The sequence below is a fragment of the Pseudomonas sp. MF6755 genome (assembly GCF_016405635.1).
In the GTDB taxonomy this organism is placed as follows: Bacteria; Pseudomonadota; Gammaproteobacteria; order Pseudomonadales; family Pseudomonadaceae; genus Aquipseudomonas; species Aquipseudomonas haemolytica.
Genome location: NZ_JAEKDA010000023.1, coordinates 1 through 16,506 on the forward strand (window position 1 = coordinate 1; position 16,506 = coordinate 16,506).

Annotated in this window: 18 protein-coding genes and 2 pseudogenes; 16 read left to right on the plus strand and 4 right to left on the minus strand. The window is 55.8% G+C overall.

Translation table 11 applies throughout. From position 1 onward, the window contains the following. Window positions 1-577 precede the first annotated feature (577 nt). From JFT66_RS25760 to JFT66_RS30100, 3 genes are all read left to right on the plus strand, one after another. Window positions 578-814, plus strand: a complete 237-nt coding sequence (locus tag JFT66_RS25760) for a helix-turn-helix transcriptional regulator (protein WP_073844924.1) — start codon at window positions 578-580, stop codon at window positions 812-814. A 28-nt stretch (window positions 815-842) separates the two neighbouring features. Next, a complete protein-coding gene (locus JFT66_RS25765; RefSeq protein ID WP_050587205.1) occupies window positions 843-2,297 on the plus strand; it encodes a YfjI family protein in 1,455 nt (484 codons plus the stop codon). 320 nt (window positions 2,298-2,617) lie between these two features. After that, entirely contained in the window at window positions 2,618-3,718 is a 1,101-nt protein-coding gene (locus tag JFT66_RS30100) for a YagK/YfjJ domain-containing protein (protein ID WP_143192539.1), read from the plus strand. A gap of 13 nt (window positions 3,719-3,731) precedes the next feature. Here the strand turns inward: JFT66_RS30100 and JFT66_RS25775 are convergent, their stop codons facing one another. From JFT66_RS25775 to JFT66_RS25785, 4 genes and pseudogenes are all read right to left on the minus strand, one after another. Next, a complete protein-coding gene (locus tag JFT66_RS25775; RefSeq protein ID WP_073844916.1) occupies window positions 3,732-4,748 on the minus strand; it encodes a hypothetical protein in 1,017 nt (338 codons plus the stop codon). A 60-nt stretch (window positions 4,749-4,808) separates the two neighbouring features. Beyond that, on the minus strand, window positions 4,809-6,140 hold the full coding sequence (locus JFT66_RS25780; RefSeq protein WP_198860394.1) for a tyrosine-type recombinase/integrase: 1,332 nt from the start codon (window positions 6,138-6,140) through the stop codon (window positions 4,809-4,811). A 294-nt stretch (window positions 6,141-6,434) separates the two neighbouring features. Continuing rightward, window positions 6,435-6,581, minus strand: a pseudogene (locus JFT66_RS29950) (integrase); the annotation flags it as partial. 3 nt (window positions 6,582-6,584) lie between these two features. After that, window positions 6,585-6,733: pseudogene (locus tag JFT66_RS25785) on the minus strand (siphovirus Gp157 family protein); the annotation flags it as partial. Window positions 6,734-7,265: 532 nt separating this feature from the next. On the opposite strand from JFT66_RS25785, the gene JFT66_RS25790 reads away from it, so the two are divergent. The 13 genes from JFT66_RS25790 to JFT66_RS25850 all read left to right on the plus strand — a co-directional run bounded on the left by JFT66_RS25790 (window position 7,266) and on the right by JFT66_RS25850 (window position 16,505). Continuing rightward, a complete protein-coding gene (locus JFT66_RS25790; protein WP_198860396.1) occupies window positions 7,266-7,463 on the plus strand; it encodes a hypothetical protein in 198 nt (65 codons plus the stop codon). Between the two features lie 179 nt (window positions 7,464-7,642). After that, a complete protein-coding gene (locus JFT66_RS25795) occupies window positions 7,643-7,906 on the plus strand; it encodes a DUF7709 family protein (RefSeq protein ID WP_153837976.1) in 264 nt (87 codons plus the stop codon). 231 nt (window positions 7,907-8,137) lie between these two features. Further along, window positions 8,138-8,830, plus strand: coding sequence for an aquaporin Z (aqpZ, locus tag JFT66_RS25800; protein WP_198860397.1), 693 nt, complete (start codon window positions 8,138-8,140; stop codon window positions 8,828-8,830). A gap of 225 nt (window positions 8,831-9,055) precedes the next feature. Then, complete coding sequence (gspE, locus tag JFT66_RS25805) at window positions 9,056-10,753, plus strand: type II secretion system ATPase GspE (RefSeq protein WP_198860398.1); 1,698 nt, start codon at window positions 9,056-9,058, stop codon at window positions 10,751-10,753. Further along, window positions 10,750-11,946: a type II secretion system inner membrane protein GspF gene (gene gspF, locus JFT66_RS25810; protein WP_198860399.1), complete on the plus strand. Its 1,197-nt coding sequence runs from the start codon at window positions 10,750-10,752 to the stop codon at window positions 11,944-11,946. The genes gspE and gspF overlap by 4 nt, the downstream gene beginning before the upstream one ends. Before the next feature lie 20 nt (window positions 11,947-11,966). Further along, window positions 11,967-12,377 (plus strand): type II secretion system major pseudopilin GspG, encoded by a 411-nt coding sequence (gspG, locus tag JFT66_RS25815; protein WP_152612369.1) that lies wholly within the window; start codon window positions 11,967-11,969, stop codon window positions 12,375-12,377. Between the two features lie 7 nt (window positions 12,378-12,384). Continuing rightward, window positions 12,385-12,810 (plus strand): GspH/FimT family pseudopilin, encoded by a 426-nt coding sequence (locus JFT66_RS25820; RefSeq protein WP_034120543.1) that lies wholly within the window; start codon window positions 12,385-12,387, stop codon window positions 12,808-12,810. Beyond that, the gene (locus JFT66_RS25825; RefSeq protein ID WP_198860400.1) at window positions 12,807-13,139 is read left to right on the plus strand and encodes a type II secretion system protein; all 333 of its coding nucleotides are present in this window, start codon (window positions 12,807-12,809) and stop codon (window positions 13,137-13,139) included. The genes JFT66_RS25820 and JFT66_RS25825 overlap by 4 nt, the downstream gene beginning before the upstream one ends. After that, window positions 13,136-13,744 carry a prepilin-type N-terminal cleavage/methylation domain-containing protein gene (locus tag JFT66_RS25830; RefSeq protein ID WP_034120540.1) on the plus strand — a complete coding sequence of 203 codons (609 nt, stop codon included), beginning with the start codon at window positions 13,136-13,138 and terminating at the stop codon, window positions 13,742-13,744. The genes JFT66_RS25825 and JFT66_RS25830 overlap by 4 nt, the downstream gene beginning before the upstream one ends. Next, window positions 13,741-14,442: a hypothetical protein gene (locus JFT66_RS25835; RefSeq protein WP_034120537.1), complete on the plus strand. Its 702-nt coding sequence runs from the start codon at window positions 13,741-13,743 to the stop codon at window positions 14,440-14,442. Before JFT66_RS25830 ends, JFT66_RS25835 begins: the two co-directional genes overlap by 4 nt. Next, the gene (locus JFT66_RS25840) at window positions 14,439-15,431 is read left to right on the plus strand and encodes a PilN domain-containing protein (RefSeq protein WP_034120536.1); all 993 of its coding nucleotides are present in this window, start codon (window positions 14,439-14,441) and stop codon (window positions 15,429-15,431) included. Before JFT66_RS25835 ends, JFT66_RS25840 begins: the two co-directional genes overlap by 4 nt. Continuing rightward, the gene (gene gspM / locus JFT66_RS25845) at window positions 15,406-16,008 is read left to right on the plus strand and encodes a type II secretion system protein GspM (protein WP_034120535.1); all 603 of its coding nucleotides are present in this window, start codon (window positions 15,406-15,408) and stop codon (window positions 16,006-16,008) included. The genes JFT66_RS25840 and gspM overlap by 26 nt, the downstream gene beginning before the upstream one ends. Next, complete coding sequence (locus JFT66_RS25850) at window positions 16,005-16,505, plus strand: general secretion pathway protein GspN (protein WP_034120534.1); 501 nt, start codon at window positions 16,005-16,007, stop codon at window positions 16,503-16,505. The genes gspM and JFT66_RS25850 overlap by 4 nt, the downstream gene beginning before the upstream one ends. Window position 16,506: the final 1 nt, after the last annotated feature.

The following is a 16,506-nucleotide window of genomic DNA, read 5'->3' on the forward strand; positions in this document are numbered from 1 at the left end:
TTCCCACCGGCCCGCCGACTACTCCCAGCACCGCGCCGGCTTCTGCGCCTGAAAGGGCGCCGGCGGCACCGCTGGCCACACCGCCTGCCGCACCAATTAATCCACCCGTTTGTTTACCGATATTTTTAGTAACCACTCGTCCTGAATTGCAGCTCGGGCACGGGGTGTACATAAATGATTCCTCTCTGTTTGCTGAGTCCACGTATCACGCAGAAATGCTGAATGACGCGCTCATCGCTGAGCGTTCATCTAGGTGATATAGGTCTGAGATTTTTTTGAATGAGGCTTGCCAAAACAACATCCCAGGGAGGGACGTTGTGGGCGGAATCTGAATGTGAGGTTTGGCGTTAAGGGCAGCTATTTTTGCTATTAATAGCTGGAATAGTACTGGCTAAGGGGAGATACATTCTATTTTGAGGCGCGAGACAGAATTGCTTTCAAAGTGGCATGTTCTAAGGCGTAACGTTAGCAAGCGTTACGCTCACGTTCTTTGAGATTTGAGTTGCTGCTTATAGGATTGCCTCGTCCAGTCCTAACGGGTGTAATGATGTTTAATGAAAAATCAGAAGCGTTGGTTATGCTTCGCTTGAGAGATGTTTTAACGCGAACGGGTCTTTCAAGGTCAACTATTTATAACAAGCTAAATGTGGCCTCGCGTCATTATGATGCGAAATTCCCAAAGCAGATACGTGTCGGGAAAACATCTGTGCGTTGGATTGAGAGTGAAATAAATTTGTGGGTGGAAGAGTGTGTGAGGCTGTCTAGGCAGAATCAATGGTCAATGGCGGGCGTTATGTCTGCTGCAGTTTCTTAATGTTGTTTGTTGTATTTTTGGGTGAGCTATGTATTTTAACTATTTCAGAAATAGCGCAAATAAGTCTAATTTCGGAGATGATTCATATCCGAGTTTGTCGCAATTTCCCTTGCTGGATGCAGCAATAAATGAGGCTCAAGCTAATATTCAGGCTCCGCGGGGATTGATTCAAAATGCGGCCCTAACTGCAATCTCTGTTGTCTTGCAGGGCCTTGTAGATATTCGTAAACCCAATGGCCAGGTCGCTCCGACCTCGCTGATGCTTCTGGCTATTGCTGACTCGGGTGAAAGGAAGTCAACGGTTGAGAATGTTTTTTTGAAGCCGATTAGGGCCTTTCAGGCTAAACAGGGCGAGGAGGTGAAGGAGAGTCAGTCGGTGTGGAAAGTTAAGTACGATACCTGGATGGTTCGACGTAACGGAGTATTAAAAGCGATTATGAAAAAAGCATCAAAAGGGCTTTCTGCTGACGAAGAGGAGAAGGTTCTATTGGCTTTAGAGAAAGAAGCCCCAGCTAAGCCAAAAGAATTTAAGATCTTGTATGAGGACTCAACCTCTGAGGCTTTGTTTCATGGGATGTACGAAAATTTACCTGCGGCTGGTTTGATTTCAAGTGAAGGTGGAGGTGTTTTAGAAGGGCGCGCCTTTAATGACCTTTCAAAGCAAAATGCGATTTGGAGTGGTGACTCAATCACAATTGATCGTAAGACGGCGGAAAGCTTTAAACTTGTTGACGCACGGCTGACAGTCTCTCTTATGGTCCAGGAGAGCGTATTTTCGAAGTACATGGCTCATAAAGGCGGGGTGTCTAGGGGATCTGGTTTGTGGGCGCGCTTTCTAATCTGTCGCCCGGCTTCAACACAGGGGACTAGATATGTAAGCACTCACGTACCGTCCTGGTATCATCAAACACAATTTGCCTCGCGGTTGGAGCACTTTCTTGAGATGGATCTTATTTGTTTCAGAGGAAATAAAAAAGAAAAAGAAGTGATCGGATTCGACTCCGAAGCGGCTCGGCTTTGGGTAGAGATTGCGAATGATATTGAGTCAAGGATGTGTGCAGGTGGAATACTGTATGGGCTAGGTGATCATGGTTCAAAGTTAGTTGAGGTTATTTCTAGGTTGGCTGCATTGCTTCATTGTTTTGAAGGGTTTGAGGGTGATATTTCGATGTCAACCTTGCAGGCGGCAACGGATCTTGCTAAATGGTACTCCAATGATTTTATAAAGTTGTTTGGGGAGAACTCTAAAGAGAACGATGAAGAGCAGGAATTAAATTGCTGGCTTGATAGTTTTCGTAAGGTGGGTAAGCGTTTTGTTAAAAAAAATTATATTTTGCAATGCGGGCCTGGGAAGTTTAGAAAGAAAGCTGCTCTTGAGCATGTTCTTTTGCGACTGGTAAATAACAGTGCTATCCGGATTTTGAATTATCCTGGGGACAAAACTATTTATGTTGATCTCTGTCCTTGGCAGGGTGGTTTGTAGATGATGCTAGTCTCTTTTCGGGGTACTAACTCTTTGGGTTGTTTTTGATATTTGGCGTTAGTTGTTTACGAGTTGTGTTGGTTTGTTTGTCTAGGTTTTATAGGAAGCATGTTCAAGGTGGTTATTGCTTGATTATGTATTACTATTTAATTAGATTGTTGGGTTTGTAGTTTGGTTTAATTAAATCAGTTGTTTGATGTCTAGTTAATTAGTTAGATAAGTTGATGGTGCAATAGTTGACGGTTGTGATGTCAACTGATCATTTGTCAGCAGCATGGCCCCCCCAAAGCCATGTTGCTGGCTTCTTGAGGAATCAGTGAGTGATAGATGAAGTTGATTGGATCGATAATGGAGGGTCGTTAGATCTAATGGTTGAGGAGGTCGGAGGGCTTCCTGTTTTAAGGGTAGAGGAAAGCTTGGTGTTGGAGTTGCGTTCTATTGAGAAATTAATGTGTGAGCTTGCTGATAGTAAGGGCTTTTTGTTCTCTTCTTATACTCATCAACTTTACGGGGTAAAGGTTAAGGCTGAGAGGCTTGGTCGCTATTTTGTTGACAAACTGAAGAGGGGAAAGGGAATGCTTGAACAGTACTTCCCCTGTCATGTAGTTAATCCTTATGTGGAGGTTTTTTTCAGATGTGTTGATCGAGTCGATGAGCTTCATTCGCTCAGAGTCTGGCGGGATTTACGCAATGGAGCCGCTGAGGCTTTTTCAGTTAGAATGAATGATCTCGTAGAGTTTGTGCGGCTGGAGCTGGCCAGTGATGCTTTTAAAGCCGTTTTGAAACGATTCCGTAAAGCGTCCGTTAAGCGAGTTAACAGCTTGGAAGGTTATATAGACGCTCTTTTCGCCAAGCACTCTAGGATGCTTGTTGTGCGTGTTGATTTGTCTTATCAGTCAGGCTTTGTAAGTGGTCGTGAGGATTTTTATGGCGATGTTAGTAAGGTAAAGGTACATTGGGCAAAAATGCAGAAAGATCTACACAAGGGCATTCCAGTTGATGGGTTGTTAGGGTTTGCTTGTAAGCTGGAATATGGACAGCTAAAGGGGTTTCATTTTCATTTGTTGCTTTTTTATAATGGATCAAATCATCGCCAGGATGGGGTTTTGGCTAGAATGGTTGGTGAGTATTGGCGGGACTCAATTACGGCAGGATCAGGGCGCTATTTCAATTGTAATGCAGTAAAGGATAAATATAAATATCTTGGAATAGGTATGATTAGTTTTAATCAGCTGGACAGGGTAAGCGCTTTGAAGAATAGGGTGGCGTCATATCTTACGAAAGTGGACTATTGGGTACGGCTCTCTGCTGATAGTGGCAGGTCATTTTTCAGGGGAAATATGCCAAAGCTGAAAACTATGAAGAGAGGGCGCCCTAGACGTTCATGTCCTGCTCAGGCGGCGCCTAATGGTTCTGTGTAGAAAGCCTTTTTGATTACTTTCTAGGCTTTAAGCTGATAATACTGGCAGCTGCTACGGCAAGCTTTACTGTTAGCCCGCACTCATCGCACAAATGGTTTTTAATTGTTTCCTTTTTGGGGTGATATTTTTTGGTGCTTTCTTGGCTTTGTTTCCAGAAAAGCTTTGCCGCCTCGTTTATCATAATCAACGAGATTGAGGCATGGGAAGGATATTCTTTGATGATTTCATTGCCTGGCTTTTCAATTGGTGTATACTCATAGAGCCTGTCTGGAAGTATTGCATAAGCCGCCTGATCTAGAAGATCTCCGCCTCTGAGGCTGAATCTAGATTTTAGCCAGTCTTTTATTTTTTCGATAAGTTCTTTTTTTTGATCGATTGAGGTGATTTTTTCTTTTTTGATGAATCTATCTGATGCTTCGTTCAGGATTGCAAGATCCTCTGACATCCATTCCATTTTTTGACTGTAGCGGCTCTCCTCCATTCCTTCATTAAGGATTTTTTGAGTGTCTTCTTTTTTAATTAGTATTTCCGCGGCGGTAATTTTTTCTTCTTGTGGCTGGTTGCTTTTTCGGTTAGTCACAAAAAATCCTGCGTCAACCACAAGGGATGGATAGGGTTTTAATTGTGCTTTTAGTTGTTCAATCGCCGAAATTACTGAAAGTCCTTCTTTGATGCTGCTGATAAAGGCACAGCTAAAATTATCCTTTAGGATTTCTCCGTAATCTATAATTTCAGCCCACTCAGAGGGGGGTATGGAGAAGAATTTAATGTTGGATTCTACAATTGCGTGGTAATCGTGCTCTTCGCTGAAAGGTGTGCCCCTATGCCGCTTAAATAGGCTTTGTGCTGTTTGTAGCTCATCTGAACCTGCGACGATAGCCGAGCCTGATACGTGAACTGCAACATTTCTAGGGCGGCGGCATAAAAGGGAAATCTGCAGCTTTTCGATTCTGTTTTTGAATTCACTTTCGGAGATGCTGTGCTCCTCAAGAAATTCAGTTACTGATATAACAAACTCTTTGTTTTTCATTTGTAATAGTGTCCTTGTGTAGCGCTGCTAGTCTTTTCTCTGGGCGGTTGGAGTGGTTGTCTATATCAGGCCGGATAAATGTTTGCCGAGAACTTCCCAAGCCTCCGCCATTTCTTTAGCATAGCTATGACGCTGATATATGCGTTTTACCTTATTTTCCTCTGTGTGGTTGAGGCAACGTTCAGCCACTTCAGGAAGCACGCCAATAGCAGTCATAATCGTCGCGCCTGTACGCCGCAGGTCGTGAGGCGTCCACTTTCCGCCTGGTAGCAACAGTGCTTGGGCTTTGGCGCTACGTCGGCTCATGGAGCCTTGTTCCGGAAGGCGCTGGCGATCTCCCAGCTGCTTGGTTACCGTTTTAGGGCATACATGGTCAGTTATGTAGGTGTTCGGGTAGCACCAAGGTGACAGGCTATTAATCTGCTTTACGCGCTTGAAGTGGCTAATGGCAAAGTCTGAAAGGGTGATGCTGTGCGGTTTGCCGTTTTTACTATTCTCGGACGGAATCAGCCAAGTGCTTTGCTCTAGATCGATATGCTCCCATCGGGCGCTCAGGAGCTCACCAATTCGACAGCAGGTCGATAGGGCAATCCAGATTGCAGCTTCGGTGGTGACTAGCAGTCCTGCATCAGGGGCTTTCTTAGCAAGCAGCTTGATTTCGTCATCACTCAGTACTCGGTCGCGTTCAGTATCTTTGCCGCCTATCTTAGCTTTGCGGATACTGGCACTGGGATCGTGCTCAATAAGGTCGCGGTCTACGGCAAAGCGGAACATTTGACGCATAAGCGAAAAAACCATCTTGGCCATACGGTTTACACCGCGAGCGAGGAGGGCATCTGTCACCTCGGTGATATGACCCTTTTTCACATCAGCGACAGCCAAGTCGCCCAAGAAGGGCAGAACGTCCTTTTCAAACATCCGACGAGCCTCTGCACCCTTGTCCTTGCGGTTGATGAGATCAACCTTAGCCCAGTGCTCGAATAGGTCGGTAACAGTCTTGCGTGCCGCCTGGCGAGCTTGCTCGGCTTCGGCTTCTGCTTTCTCGGCGGTGAGTCGTGCCAATTCACCATCTCGGGCTGCGATACGGGCAGCTTCCTCGGCATCCAGATGTTCACGTAAGTTGCGAGTTCCACTTTGGTAGAGGCGTGACCACTCTCCAGCTTTAGTTCTTGCTTCCTTGAGGGTAAGTCCATCAGTGCCAGTGGCGTCATATGCACCTATGGGCAGAAACACTCTTCCACCGCTGGTGTCGGTATACCTGAAGTAAAACAGGCGTTCGCCATCTGGGCGAAGACGTGCCATGAATCGGCCGCAGCCGCGAGGAGCATCCTCGATCAGCCAGGTAGGTTTGGCTGGTTTTGCGTTCATCTGTTTGTCGGTGATCGTCGCCACTTTCGCTTCCCCAGAAAGGCCAGGCTCCAGATGGTCACCGTTGGGTCACCGTTTCTCGCTGGCTTTGGTAGAATACTATCGGAAGCGGTTGGACTGTGTAAACTGTATTGGCCTAGTAAATACAGTGCTTTAGGCCTTGTTCCTGGAATTGTTTAGACTGGATTGGATTGTGATTCACCTTTATGGGGTGCTAGGGGTAGAGTGTTCGAATCACTCCGTCCCGACCATTATTCCTGAGTAAAATCAGACACTTAAGCCGATCAGGTAGATCGGCTTTTTTGTGGCTGCGCAAAACTACCCGGTGATTTCACTGATATTCAGGTCCGTAATTGCCTCGGGCCAGATGATTTTCTCGTGGTCTCGCTGGTAGTTTTTGGTCATGCCCTCGCTCGCATGGCCTGCGATCTTCTGCCCATCCTTTCCCGCTTTCTTGTACAGGTGTGCCCGCTCACTGCTCATTGCCAGAATAATGGTGAACAGCGGCCGTTTGATCGCTTGTTGTTGTCAGCTTCCATGTTGCGGCGCCAGTATTCGCTGATCTGCGACACGCTGTCGGACTTGATCCGTTTGAGTTCGGCCAGGCGTTCGATCTCGTCGGCGCTGAAGCCAAGCATCGATAGGGATTTCTTGATGGCGTCGGTGAGTGGGCTATTTATTTCCTAGAGAAAGCCTCGTTTAGTTCGGCTCTATGGAGTCAGCTTCTATCAGGCTGCAAGTTGATTTTCTCTGAAGGTTTCTTAGAAGGTGGTGCCGAATAGCAGCCAGGCTGATTTGCCGGCACTGCATCGCAGCTGATTTGGAAGCCGCCAACCTTGATGTCAGGGTCGCTTTGTCCGGGGCTGTACGCCGAACAAGCGCCGAGAGTTGCAAAAGCTATGAGGATCGCTAGGTATTTCATCTGGGGTCCATTCCTGTTTACTCCGGTTATCTACCGAGTATATCGAAAGTGTCCCGCCCGCCTAGCTGCCGCTTTTGGCTCGAACCTGATGTGTAACACTTTACGAGCCTCGGCACTCGACCGGGCTTTTGGCTTTTCGCCGTTCGTCCACTACTCGGCACTCACTGCGACCAGCCGACTCCCATCTTTAAGCGCGGATATCCCGGGCGTGAGAACGGAGAGCCAGCATGGAAATCAACGAGAACGCCCCAGGCAATATTTCACAGCAGGCAGTAACGCGCGGCACGGACAACGAGACAGGTCGTGATCCAAAGCGTGATGAAGATAACATCCCGTCGCCACCGGACGACGAGGCACCTCTGGAGGAAGATATGTCGGACGTAGACGCTGCCGATTCAGTAGCGAGCGAGCACCCTGACAACTGAAGACTTGTCGATCAACGAACCCGGCCAGGCGCCGGGTTTGCTCTGGTTTCAGTGGTAGGGCCCGGCAGGATATGGCTTGAATTTCATTTAAATGCCAGCGCGAAATAAGTGCGCTATTGTCGGCATGACTCTCCTGCGAAAGTCACAGACGTAACAGCAGCCCAACTGCGGAGATTGATATGCGTGCCGAAGACGTTCTTGCCGACGACACAAACGAAGCAACATTTGACGGAGTGACCGTACGTAAGGGGACGGTCGGTGCCTTTTTGGCAAACGTACGCGTTTGGAGTGATTCGACGGCGAGCAAGGATGATCAACTGCTAGCGGAGCGAGAAATTATTCAATCTCTACCCGCTCTGAAGGCGATCGGGCTCCTCGATGTGTTTGAACCTAAGGATTTCCGGTTGCGTGAGTTGATCGCCAAGGCGGGCGTACCTCAGTAACGGCAAATCACGCCGCGCAGAAGTGATTCGATAGAAATACCAAACATATTCATCAGGCCTCGGCATTGCCGGGGCTTTTTCATGTCTGGAATGCATGCTTTTTCTTCGAAAGCATCCTGCACGACGGGCACAGCTTTTGGTTAGTCGGTTTTACTGAGGAAATTTCCCACATCCAGCCCCGATACTCGCTTGTTAGGCTCGGCCTCTTTAAGCCTGATAAGGAGTTTCCTGATGATAAAGCGTCTTGCCGCCGAGTTCTTGGGCACGTTCTGGCTGGTACTGGGCGGTTGTGGCAGTGCCGTGCTGGCTGCTGCATTCCCTGAGCTGGGTATTGGTTTTGTAGGGGTGGCATTGGCATTTGGCTTGACGGTATTAACCATGGCCTACGCGGTCGGTCATATTTCCGGGGGGCATTTCAACTCGGCTGTGACCCTTGGTTTATTGGCTGGCGGGCGCATCGGCTGTAAGGAAGTGGCGCCCTATATCGTCACGCAGGTGCTTGGCGCTATTGCAGCTGCCGGGGTGTTGTATTTGATCGCAAGCGGCAAGCCAGGGTTTGACGTGTCAGCCGGTTTTGCTACCAATGGTTATGGCGAGCATTCACCCGCTGGCTTTTCATTTCTATCAGTCGTTGTCACCGAGTTTGTACTCACTGCGTTCTTCTTGCTGATCATCCTGGGCGTTACCGATAAAAAGGCACCGGCAGGTTTTGCGCCGCTTGCTATCGGGCTCGCTTTGGTGTTGATCCATCTGATCAGTATTCCAGTGAGCAATACATCGGTTAACCCGGCGCGCAGTACGGGCGTGGCAGTTTTCCAGGGTGGTTGGGCGGTTTCCCAGTTGTGGGTATTCTGGTTGGTGCCTTTACTGGGCGGCGTGTTTGGTGGACTTGTGCACCGTTTTGTATTGGCGACAAAGCGGTAAGCGGTTTTTCCCAAAGGAGGGGGCGAAGCCAAATCTGCCCCCTCTTCACTTAAGTCGCAGTACAGTATTTCATATTATTACCCCTCATCCCGGAACTAGCACTAGAACTTCCAGTCGATTAACCCAGTTAACTCCGACTGCGGCGTGGCGAACTAATGGCACTGCATGGGTAGTGTTCGATAGTTCCAAATAGCCATACTTTCTCGCAACTAGACACTTCAAATTATGTCTTCAACGCCCATCGATGCCTGCCATGTGCAGATACCGCACACCGATCAGGTATGCGCGTGGCTGATGCAGCACGCCGGGCTGAAAACCCTGGATCTTGAACGCGCCCAACGCCTGTCCAATGACCCTCGCGACCTGCTGGGTTTGCTGACGCGCTTGGGCTTGGTGTCCGAAGTCGAACTGGCTCGCGCCTGGGCTGACTTGCTCGACGCGCCGTTGCTGCTGGCCGACGCCGCGCCGCCGCTGCTCGACCCATTGCCCGTCTTGACCGAACGCTTTATGCGTCACTACCAAGTCGTGCCCATTGGCTGGGACGAGGGTGGATTGCGCGTGCTGGCGGCCAACCCGGCGCAGTTGTATCCGTTCCAGGCCCTGGCCTACGCCTGTCAGGTGCCGGTGTGGCTGGCCATCGGCCCGCGCAATGAAGTCGATGCATTGATCGAGCGCTATTACGGCCAGGGCCGTTCCGCCATGGGCACCTTGATCGAAAACCTCGATGAGCAGGGCGGCGCCCTCGAGGATATCGAGCACCTCAAGGACATGGCGTCCGAAGCGCCGGTGATTCGCCTGGTCAACCTGATCCTGCAGCGCGCGGTGGAACAGCGCGCTTCGGACATCCATATCGAACCGTTCGAAAACCAGCTCAAGGTGCGCTACCGCATCGACGGCGTGCTGCACGACGCCGAAGCACCGCCTGCCAGCTCCTCAGCGGCGGTAATCTCGCGGGTGAAGATCATGGCGCGCCTGGACATTGCCGAACGGCGCTTGCCCCAGGACGGGCGCATCATGCTGCGCATTCAGGGCAAGGAGCTGGACTTGCGCGTGTCCACGGTGCCCACCAGTTTTGGCGAGTCGGTGGTGATGCGCCTGTTGGACCGGCAAACCGTGCAGTTCGACTTTCCCAGCCTGGGCTTCGACGGCCAGCGCCTGGCGGCCTTCCTCGACCTGCTCGAGCGGCCCCACGGCATCCTGCTGGTCACCGGGCCCACCGGCTCGGGTAAAACCACCACGCTCTACACCGCCTTGTCGCGGCTCAACACCAGCGAGCGCAAGATCATCACCGTGGAAGACCCGGTGGAATACCAGCTTGAGGGCATCAACCAGATCCAGGTCAAGCCGGCCATCGGCCTGGACTTTGCCGGGGTGCTGCGCGCCATCGTGCGTCAGGATCCGGACGTGATCATGATCGGCGAAATCCGCGACCTGGAAACCTGCCGCATCGCCGTACAGTCCTCTCTCACCGGCCACTTGGTCCTTTCAACCCTGCACACCAACAGCGCCGCGGCGAGCATCACGCGCTTGCTCGACATGGGTGTGGAAAGCTACCTGATTGCCTCCACCGTCAGCGGCATCCTCGCCCAGCGCCTGGTGCGACGCCTGGACCCGGCCACGCGTGTGGCGTTCCAAGCATCGCCGCAATTGATCAAGGAGCATGGCCTGGATCGCTTGACCGAGCAGCGCCCGATCCTGCTCTACCGAGGTGATTATCACGGCCGCAGCGCGCTCACCGAACTGCTGGTGATGAACGACGAGTTGCGCGGCCTGCTGATGCGCCACGCCGATGCCGCCACCCTTGAACAGGCCGCCCGCCGCGCCGGTTTGCGCACCTTGTATGAAGACGGTTTGCGCCAGGCGCTGGCAGGTGTCACGTCTCTGGAAGAAGTGCTGCGCGTGACCCGTGGAGAGGACGCGTGAGCCTATTCAAGTTCCGCGCCCTGGACAGCCAGGGCGTCGCCCAGAGCGGCACGCTGCAAGCCACTGACCGGGCCGCCGCGGTCGCCGCTTTGCACAAGCGTGGTTGGTTGTTGCTGCACATCGAAACGGCGGGCAGCCCCTTGTTGCGCAAAACACGCGGGCAGTTGAAGGGCGCCGCGCTGGTGAGTTTCACCCAGCAACTGGCCACGCTGCTCGGCGCCGGCCAGCCCCTTGAACGCTCGCTGGGGCTGCTGCTCAAGCAGCCCGGCCAACCCCAGGTGCGGGCGTTGATCGAGCGCATCCGCGACCACGTCAAGGCCGGCAAGCCGCTGTCGGCTGCGTTGGAGGAGGAGGGCGGCACGTTTTCCCCGCTGTACCTGAGCATGGTGCGCGCCGGTGAAGCGGGTGGGGCACTGGAAGCTACTCTGCGCCAGCTCACCGACTATTTGGAGCGCAGCCAGTTACTGCGTGGCGAGGTGATCAACGCGCTGATCTACCCGGCGTTCCTGGTGGTCGGCGTATTGGGTTCGCTGGCGCTGTTGCTGGCTTATGTGGTGCCGCAATTCGTGCCGATTTTTCAGGACCTGGGCGTGCCGATTCCGCTGATCACCCAAGTGATCCTCGGGCTAGGCGAGTTTCTGGGGGCCTATGGCCTGGTGCTGTTGGCCGGGTTGTCGATCAGTGCATGGGTCCTGGCAGCGCGCCTGCGCGACCCCAGCCGCCGCGAGCGCTGCGACCGGCGCCTGCTGGGCATCCGCGTGATCGGCCCGCTGCTGCAACGGGTGCAAGCCGCACGCCTGACCCGCACCCTCGGCACCTTGCTCAGCAATGGCGTGGCGTTGCTGCCCGCATTGGTTATCGCCCGGCAGGTCTGCAGCAACCGTGCACTGCAGGCGCAAGTGGCGCTGGCGGCGCAACGGGTCAAAGGCGGCGGCACCCTGGCCGATGCATTTGGCCGCCAGCCGCTGCTGCCGGAGCTGGCCCTGCAAATGATCGAAGTCGGCGAACAAGCCGGTGAACTGGACAACATGCTGCTCAAGGTTGCCGACATCTTCGACATCGAAGCCAAGCGCGCAATCGACCGCCTGCTCGCTGCGCTGGTGCCGTCCCTGACCGTGGTCATGGCCGTGCTGGTGGCCGTGATCATGCTCGCGATCATGCTGCCGCTGATGAGCCTCACCAGCCATATATGAACATTAAAGGAGCTGAACGGATGAGAACCAGACGCCGCCAACGCGGCTTCACCCTGCTGGAAATGCTGGCGGTGATCGTGCTGCTGGGCATCGTCGCGACCATTGTGGTGCGCCAGGTCGGCGGCAATGTGGACAAAGGCAAATACGGCGCGGGCAAGGCGCAACTGGCGAGCTTGAGCATGAAGATCGACAGCTACGCCCTGGATGTGGGTGCGCCGCCCAACACCCTGCAACAGCTGCTGGACAAGCCGGCCAATGCCTCCAGTTGGGCTGGCCCCTATGCCAAGCCGTCGGAGTTGAAAGACCCGTTCGGCCACGGCTTCGGCTATCGCTTCCCCGGTGAGCACGGCGCTTTCGACCTGATCTTCTACGGCCAGGACGGTCAACCGGGCGGCGAGGGCTACAGTGCCGACTTGGGCAACTGGGAATAACCCGCCCGTGGCCCAGCGCGGCTTTACCCTGCTGGAGATGCTGGTGGTCCTGGTATTGATCGGCATCGCGGCTGGGTTGCTGGCATTCGGTGTGCGCCAGGGGCTGCAGGTGGCCCAGGAACGTCGGCTGGTCGGGCAGATGGTCGAGGCGCTGCGCACCACTCGGGCGGGCGCGATCATCAGCGGCCAGGCGGCGCGCACCGAGTTTGACCTTCAGGGCCTGAGGTTCCAGGCGCCAGGGCGAGCGCCGCAATACTGGCCGGCGCAGTTGCAGGTGACGTTGCACAGTGCCGAACAGGCAGGCTCTGCCGTGGTGTTCTACCCCGATGGCAGCTCCACTGGCGGTAACCTGCTGCTGGCCAACGGCACGCGACGTTGGCGTATCGACATTGGCTGGCTCACGGGCAGCGTGCAGTCCAAGGCGCTGCCATGAAGCACCAGGCCGGCTTCACCTTACTGGAAATGCTCGCCGCGCTGACGTTGATGGCGGTGTGCAGCAGCGTGTTGCTGGTTGCCTTCGGCCAGAGTGCGCGCTCTTTGTCGCAAGTGGCCCACAGCGACCGGCTCACCCATGCCGCGCTCACCGTGCTGGACCAGGAAGCGGCCGGCCCGCTGAGCGCTGGCACCCGCCAAGGTGAGCTCGATGGCATCCATTGGCAATTGACCAGTACCCGGCAACAAGCCCATCTGTTTCGCCTCGACCTGAGCCTCAGCGAAGGCCAGCACCAGGCACGCTTCAGCACCTTGAAGGCACGCCTGTGACGCGCCGCGAGCAGGGCTTTACCTTGCTGGAAATCCTTGTGGTGCTCAGTTTGCTCTCGGTGTTGTTGCTGTTGGTGGGCGGTGCGTTGCTGGGAGCCAATCGGGCGGTATTCAAGGCGCAGCGCTACACCGTCAGCCTGGATGAAACCCGCGCCGCCCACCAGTTTTTGCGCAACGCAATCAGCGAGGCGCTGCCGTTGGATATCACTGAGGACGACAGCCAGGCCGAGGGTTTTTTTATCGGTACGGCTGAGCGCTTGCAGTTTGTGGCGACCTTACCCGGTGTGCTCGGCGGTGGGATCCAGCGCTTTACCCTGCAACGGGTCGAGCAGGATTTACAGGTAGCGTTCTCGCAGCTGGAGTCCCACACCAACGCCCTGCGTGATCAGCCCCAGGTGCTGTTGCACAACGTCGAGGCGCTGCAATTCAGTTATCGCGGCGTATCACCATTGGGCCAGCCCACCGGCTGGTTGAGCGTGTGGCCCTGGCCCAAGCGGTTGCCCGCAGCGGTACGCATCGACGCCAGCGTTAACGGGCCGCTGCCGTGGGTTACCCAGGTGATTGCCCTGCGCCTGAACCTGTCCAGCGCGAGTCTTGAACAATGAAGCGCCAACGCGGGGCGGCGTTGTTGCTGGTGCTGTGGGTGCTGGCCTTGCTCAGCGTGTTGCTCGGCGGCTTGGCCGGTTGGGTGCAGTTGGAAAGTCGCCAGGCACTGTGGCACCGCCAGCACACCCAGACGCTTTTGGCCGCCGAGGCTGGCATCGCCCAAGTCATGGCTGATCGGCATTGGGTGGCGGACGGGCGCGCTATCGCACTGACCTTCGATGACGCCCGGTTGCAGGTCCGCCTGCGCAGTGAGCGCGGCAAACTGTACCTGGTCAACGCCGACACGGATGACCTGCTGCGTCTGGCCCTGGCCTGCGGCGCTACACCGGCTCAGGCCCAGCAACTGGTCAAGGCGCTCGAGGCCCGGCGTCACCAGGGCCTGGCGCCGTTTCGGGTGCTCGAAGAGGTGCGTCAACTCCCCGGTATGACCCAGGCGCTCTACAGTCGACTGTTGCCGGAAATCACCTTGTGGAGCGACCTCGATCGACCCGATCCGGCATTCGCCAGCCCCTTGATGCGCAAGGCATTGAACCTGCCGCGCCACAACGCCGAGGGCGCCGACCCCGGCCAGGTACTGGAAATCGACAGCCGCGCCGAGCGCCCCGGCGGCTCTCAGGCGCGCCTGCAACTCACCGTCTTATTGAGCCCCGCGGAGGACAGCGCACAGCCCTATCGGGTCGTGCGGTGGCAAGAATGAATCGACTCGAACCTATCGCCCGGCATTGGCGCGGCAGCCTGTTGCAGCAAGGCTGGCGCCTGTGGCTGTTGGAACTGCGCGGCTGTGTGCCCAGTTGGCTGGCTCTTCAAGAGCCGCCTGAGCAGGTCCATCATTGGCCACTGACGGCGCCGGTGGTCCCGGGCAGCGCGCGCCAGGTGCTGATGCTCGCCCCCGACGCGGTGCTGCAGCAAAGCGTACAACTGCCCTTGGCTGCCGCGCGTAACCTCACGGAGGTGGTCGGCTACGAACTGGACCGCTACACCCCATTCGACGCCGAGCAACTGTACTTTGTGGCCCGCCAGGAGCGGCGCACATCCAGTCACCTTGAGGTGACGCTGGTGGCGATCCTGCGTGAGCGCCTGGACCCGATTCTCAGCGACTGCGCCGCCCTCGGCCTGCATCCCCACCGCGTGGATGTGGCGGGCCTGGGCATCGACCTGCTGCCCGCGCCGTTACGCCCGCGCCAACGTCCAGCCGGAAAGCACCTGCAGCGCAGCCTGCCGTGGTTGTGTGGCGCTTTGCTGATCGCGGCGATGCTGCTGTGGCTCAACGACCGCCAGCGCGTACTCGACGCCATGCACGCCACCGTGCAGCAGCAAAAAGCCGAGGTCGCCCAGGTGCACGCCCTGCGCCAGCAACTGCTCAATACCCGTGGCGCGGCGCAGTACCTCACCCAGCGCAAACTGGCGCAACCGCCCCTGGCCGCACTGCTGAATGACTTGACCTCCTGCCTGCCAGCCGACACCTGGCTCGACCAATTGGACGTCAAGGCGGGGGCGGTGACTTTCTCTGGTCAAAGCGCCAAGGCCAGTGGCTTGATCACCCGCATCAAAGGCTGCCACCGTCTGGACAACGCCCAGTTCGAGGGGGTGATCCAACCCGACGCACGCACCGGCAAGGACCAGTTTGCCTTGCGTGCCCGCTTACGCCAGGAGGCCGCCGATGCGCCGACCCCTCACACCCCGTGAACGTCGCGGTGCGGCCTTGTTGGTGCTCGCCGTGGTGCTCGGCGCGGCCTACTGGCTGTTGATCGACAGCTGGTTCGCCGGGCCGCTGCGGGCCATGGGCGAACAGGCCGAACAGTTACGTGAGCAACAGCAACGCTACGCCAGCGTAGTGCGCCAGGGCGATGCGCTGCGCGCGCAGCTTGAGCTGGCACGGCAGGACCCGGCCAGCAGCGCCAGCCTGTTGCCTGGCGATGATCCGGACGTCGTCGCCGCCGACCTGATGCAGCGCCTCGCCGACCTGATCAACAGCCACGCCAACCTCGGCGGCGGCTGCAACCTGACCCAGCGCAAGCCCATCACCACCGAACAGGACGACAGCGAGCCCTATCGCCAGGTCAAGGTCAGCCTCACGCTCAACTGCGCTATCGAACCGCTGACCGCGATCCTGCATGCGCTGGAATATCAGCCACAGTTTCTGTTTGTCGATGAGCTGCGCATTCGCCGCAGCAAACAGGCGCCGGCCAATGGCGGGGCGGGCAAACTGGCGGTGCAACTGCTGGTGCGTGGCTACCTGCAACCGGCACGGGTGGTGCCATGACCGGCCCACTGCGTCCTTTGGAATGGGGCTTGCTCGGCCTGGCCGGGTTATTGGGGCTGTTGATGGCGGTGATCCTCAGCAGTATCGGCGATGCACCCCGGTGGTTACCCGAAGAACCGATGCATGCGCAGCCTTCCGTCAGTGTGCAAGCCGCGCCTACGCTGGCGTTGCAGGACCTCGCCAGCACCTGGCAGGCGCCGCTGTTCAGCCCTGATCGGCGCCCGGACCGGGTGGTGGGCAAAACCCGGGTGGCGAGCCTGGCCAACCTGACCCTCAGCGGCATCATGATCACCGGTAACCTGCAAATGGCCATGCTCAAACAAGCCGGCGGCCCACCCTTGACCGTGCGCCTGGGCCAGACCCTGCCCAACGGCTGGCGCCTGGAACACCTGACCCCGCAATACGCCCGTTTCGCCCTGGACGGGCGTACCCAGACCCTGAGCCTCTACGGCAAGCGGTTACCCCTGATCTCCCATCCCCGCGAGCCCCTCCCTTGAT

What these genes read in the sequence shown, in the direction of transcription:
- gspG (WP_152612369.1), top strand. Translation starts at nt 11,967, where the DNA reads ATGAGAACCAGACGCCGCCAACGCGGCTTCACCCTGCTGGAAATGCTG.
- JFT66_RS25825 (WP_198860400.1), top strand. Translation starts at nt 12,807, where the DNA reads ATGAAGCACCAGGCCGGCTTCACCTTACTGGAAATGCTCGCCGCGCTG.
- JFT66_RS25765 (WP_050587205.1), top strand. Translation starts at nt 843, where the DNA reads ATGTATTTTAACTATTTCAGAAATAGCGCAAATAAGTCTAATTTCGGA.
- JFT66_RS25760 (WP_073844924.1), top strand. Translation starts at nt 578, where the DNA reads ATGCTTCGCTTGAGAGATGTTTTAACGCGAACGGGTCTTTCAAGGTCA.
- JFT66_RS25850 (WP_034120534.1), top strand. Translation starts at nt 16,005, where the DNA reads ATGACCGGCCCACTGCGTCCTTTGGAATGGGGCTTGCTCGGCCTGGCC.
- gspM (WP_034120535.1), top strand. Translation starts at nt 15,406, where the DNA reads ATGCGCCGACCCCTCACACCCCGTGAACGTCGCGGTGCGGCCTTGTTG.
- JFT66_RS25835 (WP_034120537.1), top strand. Translation starts at nt 13,741, where the DNA reads ATGAAGCGCCAACGCGGGGCGGCGTTGTTGCTGGTGCTGTGGGTGCTG.
- JFT66_RS25795 (WP_153837976.1), top strand. Translation starts at nt 7,643, where the DNA reads ATGCGTGCCGAAGACGTTCTTGCCGACGACACAAACGAAGCAACATTT.
- JFT66_RS25775 (WP_073844916.1), bottom strand. Translation starts at nt 4,748, where the DNA reads ATGAAAAACAAAGAGTTTGTTATATCAGTAACTGAATTTCTTGAGGAG.
- gspE (WP_198860398.1), top strand. Translation starts at nt 9,056, where the DNA reads ATGTCTTCAACGCCCATCGATGCCTGCCATGTGCAGATACCGCACACC.
- JFT66_RS25840 (WP_034120536.1), top strand. Translation starts at nt 14,439, where the DNA reads ATGAATCGACTCGAACCTATCGCCCGGCATTGGCGCGGCAGCCTGTTG.
- aqpZ (WP_198860397.1), top strand. Translation starts at nt 8,138, where the DNA reads ATGATAAAGCGTCTTGCCGCCGAGTTCTTGGGCACGTTCTGGCTGGTA.
- JFT66_RS25790 (WP_198860396.1), top strand. Translation starts at nt 7,266, where the DNA reads ATGGAAATCAACGAGAACGCCCCAGGCAATATTTCACAGCAGGCAGTA.